This is a genomic window from Roseovarius sp. (assembly GCF_018066915.1).
GTDB lineage: Bacteria > Pseudomonadota > Alphaproteobacteria > Rhodobacterales > Rhodobacteraceae > Roseovarius.
This window is the reverse complement of the sequence record NZ_JAGPVV010000341.1, coordinates 1-8,787: the sequence shown is the minus strand read 5'-3', so window position 1 is coordinate 8,787 and position 8,787 is coordinate 1. Positions and strand designations below refer to the sequence as shown.

Genomic DNA, 8,787 nt, shown 5'->3' with positions numbered 1-8,787 from the left:
CTCTTCGCGGCGATCCGCGCGGCTGACTTGCGCCAGCATGCCTTGCTCGGAGCTTTCCTTGACCTCAAAGCCCTTGAGGCCAAAGGCATCCGCCGTGATCATATCAAGAATGAGGCGGTTGCCGTCATTGCCGGGCTCGATGCCATAGATGGTCGATTCGAGAGCCTCTGCATGCTGCGCAATCGTCTCGAACGAGGTGATCCCGAGGGCCGCCCCGGCGGCATTGGTGGCGAGCGTGTATTTCGCGCCGGTGAGGTTGGCGCGCACGGTGTCGACGGTGCCTGCGTCGCGGTAGGGGGCGATGTCGGCCTCCATCGTGGGCATCCAGTTGCCGAGGAACACGTCGATATCGCCTGCGGCGAGCGAGGTGTAGGTCACGGGCACCGAGAGCACCTTGATGTCTGTTTCATAGCCAAGCGCCTCGAGCACGAGCGTGGTGGCGGCGGTGGTGGCGGTAATGTCAGTCCAGCCGACATCGGAGAAGGTCACGCTGTCGCAGTTGGCAAGGGCAGGTCCGGCGGCGGCGGTGGCAAGGGCAATGGCGGTCAGGGTTGTCTTGAAGGTCATGTCAGGTCTCTCCCGTGGTTGATTATTCCGGGGCAGCGCCCGGTTTGGCAAAGGCCCGAGGAGAGATTGCCCCCGGGCCTTGCAGTCAGGTCAGGCGGGCTGGATCAGGCCATCCACCACCGCTCGATAAAGCGCATGCCGTCCACATCCCAGTTGGCCCCGAGCGTGTCGGAATGGGCCACCTTGGAGGAGTTGCCAAAGACGTAATTGGCAAACATCGGCACGATCACGCCGCCATCGTCGCTGCAGATCGCCTGCATCTCGAAATACATCTCGCGGCGCTTGGCCTCGTCGAGCTCCGAGCGGGCCTTGAGCATCAGCTCGTCAAAGCGGTCGTTGCACCAGAAGGTATCGTTCCACGCCGCGCCGCATTTATAGGCGGTGGCGAACATTTGATCCTCGACCGGGCGGCCCGACCAGTAGACCGCGCAGAAGGGTTTCTTCATCCAGACATCCGACCAGTAGCCGTCATTCGCTTCGCGCACCGGCGTGAGGTTGATGCCCGCCGTTGCTGCCGAACTCTGATAGAGCACGGCCGCATCGACCGCGCCGCCAAAGGCTGCATCCGCCGCCGAAAGCTTGACCTCAAGGCTGTCAAGACCGGCTTGCTTGAGGTGGAACTTGGCCTTGTCGGGATCAAAGCTCTTTTGCTCCAACTCGGTGTTGAAATAGCGTTGACCCTGACCGATGGGATGGTCATTGCCGATCGAGCCATAGCCGAACAGGATCTTGTCCACGAGTTCCTGACGGTTGATGCCGTATTTCAGCGCAAGGCGCACATCGGGGTTGTTGTAGGGCTCTGCCCGCGTGTCCATGGCAAAGGTGAAATGCTGCGTGCCCGCGACCGAATTGATCTGGATATTGGGGTTGCGCGCCAAGAGGCCCACGGTCTTGAGGTCGAGCCGGTCGACCACATCCACATCGCCCGAGACAAGCGCCGTGGTGCGCGCGTTCTGATCGACGATGGCCAGCACTTCGGCGCTGTCGAACCAGGCCACATCGCTGCGCCAATGGTTCGGGTTACGCTCGACCGCGTAGGAGACACCGGCGCTGAAATCCTTGAGCACATAGCTGCCGCAGCCATCGCCCGATTTCCAGTCGATGCTGTCGCCTTCGGCCTTGCAGATCACGAGGTGATAATCGCTGAGGAAGAAGGGGAAGTCGGCATTGCCGCCATCGAGGGTAAAGATGACGACGTCATCGCCTTCGGTGGTGATGTCGGTCACGTTGGCCACCAGCGGCCCCGCCGCAGAGGTCGAATTCTCGCCCCGGTGGAAGTTGATCGAATTGGCGACATCGGTGGCGGTGACAGCCTTGCCGGAATGGAAGGTCACGCCCGAGCGCAGTTTGAACCGCCAGACCGAGGCATCGGCCGAGGCTTCCCAGCTTTCGGCGACTTCGGGGATGAGCGCGCCATCGGCGGCCACTTCGGTCAGCCGGCCATGGATGGCAAAGGCGAGCGAGGTGGTGAAGCTGTTGGAATAGGTGCCTGGATCAAGCACATCGGTGGTCTGGCCGTGGCCGATGGCCGCGCGCAGATGCCCGCCGCGCGACGGCGCCGCCTTGGCCCGCAGCGGCAGGCCCGCGATAAGCGCCGCCCCGGCGGTGGTGGCCATGAAACCGCGTCGGTTGATGCGGCCGGAATTGAGGATGGTCATGTTGGTCTTCTCCCTTTGGTTTGGTTTCCGAACCGGCCTTTTGTCCTCTGAGGATCGCGCGGCCCCCTGCCGCGTGGCGGTCGATTTTTACCTGCCAAGGCTAATATGACGCTGTCATGAAATACAACGCCATTCTGGCAGGGGGGCGGTGTTGTGATGCGGTCCCTCGTGGTTTTTATTGATTGACGAGTCAATTAAACACGATTAGGCCAGTCTGGCAACAGGTCTTTGGAGGGGGTGCATGCCGAAAATCGGGATGGAGCCGATCCGGCGTAACGCGCTGGTGGAGGCCACGATTTCTGAGATCGGCGCGCATGGCAGCCTTGACGTGACCGTGGCGCAGATCGCCCGGCGCGCTGGCATGTCGAGCGCGCTGGCCCATCATTATTTCGGGTCCAAGGAGCAGATGTTCGTGGCCGCGATGCGCCATATCCTCACGCTCTATGGGGCCGAGGTGCGCGGCGCGCTGATCATGGCCAAGACCCCGCGGGACCGGATCGAGGCGATCATCCGCGCCAGTTTCACGCCCGCGCAATTCCGCGCCGAAATGGTGTCGGCCTGGCTCAATTTCTACGTGCAGGCGCAGCGCTCGGACGAGGCGCGGCGTTTGCTGCATATCTATCAGCGGCGGCTGCGCTCGAACCTGCATCACGCCTTTCGGGCGCTGGCCCCCACCGAGGCGCGCACGCTGACGCGTGGCCTCGCGGCGATGATCGACGGGCTTTATATCCGTCAGGCGCTGCGCGAAGGGCCGATGCAGCCCGGCCTCGCGATTGATGTGCTCTTGCATTACCTCGACACCAGCCTGCCCCAGAAGGACAAAGAATGACCGCGCCCAATATCCTGATTTTCATGGTTGATCAGCTCAACGGCACCCTCTTTCCCGATGGTCCGGCCGAGTGGCTGCATGCCCCCAATCTCAAGGCGTTGGCGGCAAGGTCCACGCGGTTTGCCAATGCCTACACCGCCTCGCCGCTCTGTGCGCCGGGACGCGCGAGTTTCATGTCGGGGCTCTTGCCGTCGCGGTCCCGCGTCTATGATAATGCCGCCGAATTCGCCGCCGATATTCCCACCTATGCGCATCACCTGCGGCGCGCGGGCTATCAGACCTGCCTGAGCGGCAAGATGCATTTCGTCGGACCAGATCAGTTGCACGGGTTCGAGGAGCGGTTGACCACCGACATCTACCCCGCCGATTTCGGCTGGACGCCCGATTATCGCAAACCCGGCGAGCGGATCGACTGGTGGTATCACAATATGGGCTCGGTGACGGGCGCGGGTGTCGCGGAAATCTCGAACCAGATGGAATATGATGACGAGGTGGCGTTTAACGCGCGCGCCAAGGTCTATGATCTGGCGCGGGGTCTGGACGCGCGGCCGTGGTGCCTGACGGTCAGTTTCACCCATCCGCATGATCCCTATGTGGCTCGCAAGAAATACTGGGACCTCTATGAGGATTGCGACCATCTGCTGCCGCAGGTTCCGGCCATGGCGTATGCCGATCACGACGCCCATGCGCGCCGGATTTTCGACGCGAACGACTGGCGCAATTTTGACATCACCGAGGACGACATCCGCCGCTCGCGGCGCGCCTATTTCGCCAATATCTCGTATCTCGACGACAAGATCGGTGAAATCCTAGAGGCGCTGGAAACCACCCGGCAAGAGGCGATCATCCTCTTTGTCTCGGACCATGGCGATATGCTGGGCGAGCGCGGGTTGTGGTTCAAGATGTGCTTTTACGAGGGCTCTGCCCGCGTCCCTCTGATGATCTCGTCCCCCGGCATGGCGCCGGGGCTGATCACCGATCCGGTCAGCAATATCGACGTCTGCCCGACGCTTTGCGAATTGGCGGGGGCGGATATGTCCGAGGTGATGCCGTGGGTCGAAGGGCAATCGCTGGTCTACCTTGGGCAGGGAGGCACCCGCGACGCGCCGGTCGCGATGGAATATGCCGCGGAAGCGTCCCAAGCGCCGCTCGTGTCGCTGCGCTATGGCAAGTGGAAATACAACCGCTGCACGCTCGACCCTGATCAGCTCTTCGATCTGGAGGCCGATCCGCATGAGCTGAGCAATCTGGCGGATGACCCCGCCCATGCCGGAACACTGGCGCAGTTGCAGGCCAAGGCTGCGGCGCGCTGGGATCTTGCCGCCTTTGACGCCGCCGTGCGCGAAAGTCAGGCGCGCCGCTGGGTGGTTTACGAGGCGCTGCGCAAGGGTGGCTATTACCCGTGGGATTACCAGCCGCTGCAAAAGGCGTCCGAGCGCTACATGCGCAACCACATGGACCTCAACGTGCTGGAGGAAAGCAAGCGCTTCCCGCGGGGCGAGTGATGCTTTCATCGTTCTGTAAATACTCAATTTCCGCCGGGTTCGGCAGGGATTGCGCGCAAGGAAAGAGAGACTGATGCAAGCCGATTATGTCATCGTGGGCGCAGGCAGCGCGGGGTGTGCCATGGCCTACCGTCTGGCTGAAGCAGGCAAATCCGTGCTGGTGATCGAGCATGGCGGCACCGATGCCGGGCCGTTCATCCAGATGCCCGGCGCGCTGAGTTACCCGATGAACATGAAGCGCTACGACTGGGGCTATCTGAGCGAGCCTGAGCCGCATTTGGGCAACCGCCGCCTTGCCTGTCCGCGCGGCAAGGTGATTGGTGGCTCCAGCAGCATCAACGGCATGGTCTATGTGCGCGGCCACGCCCGCGACTATGACCATTGGCGCGATCAGGGCTGCGATGGCTGGGGCTATGCCGATGTGCTGCCCTATTTCAAGCGGATGGAAAACTGGCACGACGGCGGCCATGGCGGCGATGCGGGCTGGCGCGGCCATGATGGCCCGCTGCATGTCAGCCGGGGGCGGCGCGACAACCCGCTGGTGCGCGCCTTTGTCGAGGCGGGCAAACAGGCGGGCTATCCCGAGACCCATGATTACAACGGACATCAGCAAGAGGGGTTTGGCCCCTTCGAGATGACCGTGTGGAAGGGTCAGCGCTGGTCGGCGGCCAATGCCTATTTGCGGCCTGCGCTGAAACACGAGAATTGCGATCTGGTGCGGGGGCTTGTCACCCGTGTGGTGATCGAGGATGGCCGCGCCGTGGGCGTCGAGGTGATCCTCAAGGGCCGCAAGGAAGTGGTGCGCGCGCGCGCCGAGGTGATCCTTGCCGCCTCGTCGATCAACTCGCCCAAGATCCTGATGCTGTCGGGCATTGGCCCGGCCGCGCATCTGGCGGCGCACGGCATCCCGGTGGTCGCGGACCGCGCGGGCGTGGGCCAGAACCTGCAGGATCATCTGGAGCTTTATATCCAGATGGCCGCAAGCCAGCCCGTGAGCCTCTACAAATACTGGAACCTCTTTGGCAAGGCGTGGGTGGGCGCGCGCTGGCTCTTGAACAAGAGCGGGCCGGGGGCCAGCAACCAGTTTGAAAGCTGCGGCTTCATCCGCTCGGGCGCGGGCGTGGATTATCCCGATATCCAGTTCCATTTCCTGCCCATCGCTGTGCGCTACGATGGCAAGGCCGCCGCCGAGGGGCATGGCTTTCAGGCGCATGTCGGGCCGATGCGCAGCCCGTCGCGCGGGGCTGTGACCCTGCGCAGCGCCAATCCCGCCGATGATCCGGTGATCCGTTTCAACTACATGAGCGAGGCGCAGGATTGGGAGGATTTCCGCAACTGTATTCGCCTGACGCGCGAGATTTTCGCACAAGACGCCTTTGCGCCTTATGTGAAGCATGAGATTCAGCCCGGTGCGGCGGTGCAGAGCGACGAAGAGCTTGACGATTTCATCCGCGAGCACGCCGAGAGCGCCTATCACCCTTGCGGCACCTGCAAGATGGGTCGCGCGAACGATCCGATGGCGGTGGTCGATCCAGAGGGCCGGGTGATCGGGGTCGATGGGCTGCGCGTGGCGGATTCGAGCCTTTTCCCGCGCATCACCAACGGCAATCTCAACGCGCCGTCGATCATGGTCGGCGAAAAGATCGCCGATGCCGTGCTGGGCCGCAGCCCGCTGCCGCCCGAGAATGCCGAGCCGTGGATGCACCCCGATTGGGCGCTGAGCCAGCGCTGAGCCGTTAACCCTTTGTTCACCTTCTGTCTTGCAGGAGGGCGGTGGCCTCCGGCATAAGGGGGTATGTTAAGGATTTGTTTACTCATCGTTCTCGGTCTGGTCCCGCTCGCTGCGGCGGCTGAGGGGTTTGGCGGTGTGGTCCGGGTGATCGACGGCGACACGTTCGACGTGGGCGAGGTCCGCGTGCGGCTGCACGGGATCGACGCGCCGGAACTTGGGCAGATCTGCACCAACCCCGATGGCGAGACCTGGGATTGCGGCACATGGGTGGCCGAGGAGGTGCGCGCCCGCATCGAGGGCCGCGAGGCGCGCTGCGCGGCGGTGGAGAAAGACCGCTATGACCGCACCGTCGCGCGCTGCACGGTGGTGGGGCAGGACGTGGGCCGGATGCTGGTGGCGGAGGGTCTGGCGCTGGCCTATCGCAAATATTCGATGGCCTATGATCTGGACGAAAAGGCCGCTGTGGTGGCGGGGCGCGGGCTGCATGAGGTGCTGATGGCCCGCCCCGAGGATCACCGCCGCATGGTGCGCGAAGAGCGTGCGGCAGAGGCCCAAGCAAACGCGCCCGCGCCGCAAGGGGGCTGTGTCATCAAGGGCAATCGCAGCGGATCGGGCAATCAGATTTATCACATGCCCGGACAGGCGGATTACGACGCGACGGTCATCACCGAGGCCAAGGGCGAGCGCTGGTTCTGCTCCGAGGCCGAGGCCCGCGCCGCAGGCTGGCGGCGCGCCAAACGCTGAGTGGGGCTTGGGTGGCAGGCCGGGAATTTGAGTATTTTTGGAACAGTGAAAGGGGCAGGGGTGCGCCCCCACCCCGTCGGAGAAGGGGCCGTGCGCTCAGAGCGTGATCGGCTGCATCACCTGCGGTTCGATCACATCGACCCCCGGCAGGGCCGCCGCCAAGGCTTTGGCGGATTGCTCGAGGATCGGGAAGGTCCGGTAGTGGCAGGGGATCACCGTCTTGAAGTCAAAGAAGGTCTTGGCCGCATAGGCGGCGCGGCGCATGTCCATGGTGAAATGCCCGCCCGCGCAGAGAATCCCGATGTCGGGCGCATGGAGCGCGTTGAAGACGCCCATATCGGCCATCACATCGGTATCGCCCGAGACATAGATCACATGCCCCTCGCCTGCGATCATATAGCCACATTCGCTGCCTGTGACCTGCGGCCCGGCGTCGGTCGCGATCGAGGTGGAATGGGTGGCATGGACCATCGTCACCTGCACCCCGCCCAGATCGACCGTGCCGCCCTTGTTGAAGCCGACGGTCTGGATGCTCTCCTTGGCCTCCCAATGGGACATGAGGTCGTATTGCCCTACGACCGGCACGCCGAGGCGTTTGGCCAAGGGCAGCACGTCGGCGACATGGTCGAAATGCGCGTGGGTGAGCAGGATATGGGTGGCCCCTTGGGTGGCGGGGCCGTGTTGGTCCTCGGGCAGCATCGGGTTGCCGTTGAGCCAGGGGTCGAGGAGCAGAACCTGTCCGCCGATTTCGATCCGGAAAGAGCTGTGGCCGAGCCATGTGATGTGCATTGGTGTCTCCGCTTGGGTTTCATGTTGCCTATACCTTAGCAAGCATGTCGGCCAAGGAAAGGGGCGGATGCGCCGCCGCGATCCGCTTGCGCCCGCGCGGCCCCGGCGCTAAACGCAAGCCAAACGGATCATGGGAGAGGCTCATGTCGATTGATCTCGAAACCGCCGCCAAGGTGGCCAAGCTGGCACGGATCGCGGTGCGCGAAGAGGCGCTGCCGGCGCTGGCCAATGAATTCAACACTATTCTCGGGTTTATCGAGCAGTTGAACGAGGTCGATGTGTCGGGGGTGGAGCCGATGACGAGCGTCACGCCCATGCGCCTCAAGCGGCGCGAGGATGTGGTGAGCGATGGCAATCAGCAGGCGGCGGTGCTGTCCAATGCGCCCGATGCGCGCGAGGGCTTCTTTGCCGTGCCGAAGGTGGTGGAATGATGACCGATCTCAACCGGATGACGATTGCCGAGGCGCGCGATGCGCTGCGCAAGGGGGATGTGACGAGCCTTGAGTTGACCGAGGCCTGTCTTGCGGCGGTAGAAGGGGCCGGGGCGCTCAACGCCTTTGTGCATCACACGCCCGAGATTGCGCGCGCGCAGGCGCAGGCGGCGGATGCGCGGATTGCCAAGGGCGATGCGCCCGCGATGTGCGGGATTCCTTTGGGCATCAAGGACCTCTTTTGCACCAAGGGCGTGCCCTCTCAGGCCGCCAGCCGCATCCTGCAAGGCTTCAAGCCGGAATACGAATCGACCGTGACGCAGAACCTCTTTGATGCGGGCGCGGTGATGCTGGGCAAGCTCAACATGGACGAATTTGCCATGGGTTCAAGCAACGAAACCTCGTGCTATGGCAATGCCGTGAACCCGTGGCGGCGCGGCAATGACGCGGCGGCGCTGACGCCCGGTGGCTCGTCTGGTGGGTCGGCCAGCGCCGTGGCCGCCGACCTCTGTTTGGGCGCGACCGGCACCGA

The 8,787-nt window shown here is 63.5% G+C and carries 9 protein-coding genes; 6 read left to right on the top strand and 3 right to left on the bottom strand.

The genetic code is table 11. The annotated features are described in order from the left end of the window. Together KBT70_RS18930 and KBT70_RS18925 are read right to left on the bottom strand one after the other, a co-directional pair. A partial coding sequence (locus KBT70_RS18930; protein ID WP_296637827.1) for a glycine betaine ABC transporter substrate-binding protein occupies nt 1-567 on the bottom strand: 567 nt, incomplete at its 3' end. Between the two features lie 104 nt (nt 568-671). After that, complete coding sequence (locus tag KBT70_RS18925; protein WP_296637826.1) at nt 672-2,225, bottom strand: ABC transporter substrate-binding protein; 1,554 nt, start codon at nt 2,223-2,225, stop codon at nt 672-674. 241 nt (nt 2,226-2,466) lie between these two features. Between KBT70_RS18925 and betI the strand changes: the two genes are divergently transcribed. From betI to KBT70_RS18905, 4 genes are all read left to right on the top strand, one after another. After that, a complete protein-coding gene (gene betI / locus KBT70_RS18920; RefSeq protein WP_296637825.1) occupies nt 2,467-3,054 on the top strand; it encodes a transcriptional regulator BetI in 588 nt (195 codons plus the stop codon). Continuing rightward, complete coding sequence (gene betC / locus KBT70_RS18915) at nt 3,051-4,559, top strand: choline-sulfatase (protein WP_296637822.1); 1,509 nt, start codon at nt 3,051-3,053, stop codon at nt 4,557-4,559. The genes betI and betC overlap by 4 nt, the downstream gene beginning before the upstream one ends. Before the next feature lie 73 nt (nt 4,560-4,632). Further along, nucleotides 4,633-6,291 carry a choline dehydrogenase gene (gene betA / locus KBT70_RS18910; protein WP_296637820.1) on the top strand — a complete coding sequence of 553 codons (1,659 nt, stop codon included), beginning with the start codon at nt 4,633-4,635 and terminating at the stop codon, nt 6,289-6,291. 63 nt (nt 6,292-6,354) lie between these two features. Beyond that, entirely contained in the window at nt 6,355-7,035 is a 681-nt protein-coding gene (locus KBT70_RS18905; RefSeq protein ID WP_296637819.1) for a thermonuclease family protein, read from the top strand. A gap of 96 nt (nt 7,036-7,131) precedes the next feature. On the opposite strand, the gene KBT70_RS18900 is transcribed toward KBT70_RS18905, so the two are convergent. Next, nucleotides 7,132-7,824 carry a metal-dependent hydrolase gene (locus KBT70_RS18900; RefSeq protein ID WP_296637816.1) on the bottom strand — a complete coding sequence of 231 codons (693 nt, stop codon included), beginning with the start codon at nt 7,822-7,824 and terminating at the stop codon, nt 7,132-7,134. 143 nt (nt 7,825-7,967) lie between these two features. On the opposite strand from KBT70_RS18900, the gene gatC reads away from it, so the two are divergent. Then, entirely contained in the window at nt 7,968-8,255 is a 288-nt protein-coding gene (gene gatC, locus KBT70_RS18895) for an Asp-tRNA(Asn)/Glu-tRNA(Gln) amidotransferase subunit GatC (RefSeq protein ID WP_296637814.1), read from the top strand. Further along, nucleotides 8,255-8,787: amidase (locus tag KBT70_RS18890; protein WP_296637812.1), on the top strand; the 533-nt coding region annotated here is incomplete at its 3' end. The genes gatC and KBT70_RS18890, both read left to right, overlap by 1 nt.

Excerpts from the sequence above, each read along its gene's own strand:
- KBT70_RS18925 (WP_296637826.1), bottom strand. The coding sequence starts at position 2,225 with ATGACCATCCTCAATTCCGGCCGCATCAACCGACGCGGTTTCATGGCC.
- betI (WP_296637825.1), top strand. The coding sequence starts at position 2,467 with ATGCCGAAAATCGGGATGGAGCCGATCCGGCGTAACGCGCTGGTGGAG.
- betC (WP_296637822.1), top strand. The coding sequence starts at position 3,051 with ATGACCGCGCCCAATATCCTGATTTTCATGGTTGATCAGCTCAACGGC.
- betA (WP_296637820.1), top strand. The coding sequence starts at position 4,633 with ATGCAAGCCGATTATGTCATCGTGGGCGCAGGCAGCGCGGGGTGTGCC.
- KBT70_RS18905 (WP_296637819.1), top strand. The coding sequence starts at position 6,355 with ATGTTAAGGATTTGTTTACTCATCGTTCTCGGTCTGGTCCCGCTCGCT.
- KBT70_RS18900 (WP_296637816.1), bottom strand. The coding sequence starts at position 7,824 with ATGCACATCACATGGCTCGGCCACAGCTCTTTCCGGATCGAAATCGGC.
- gatC (WP_296637814.1), top strand. The coding sequence starts at position 7,968 with ATGTCGATTGATCTCGAAACCGCCGCCAAGGTGGCCAAGCTGGCACGG.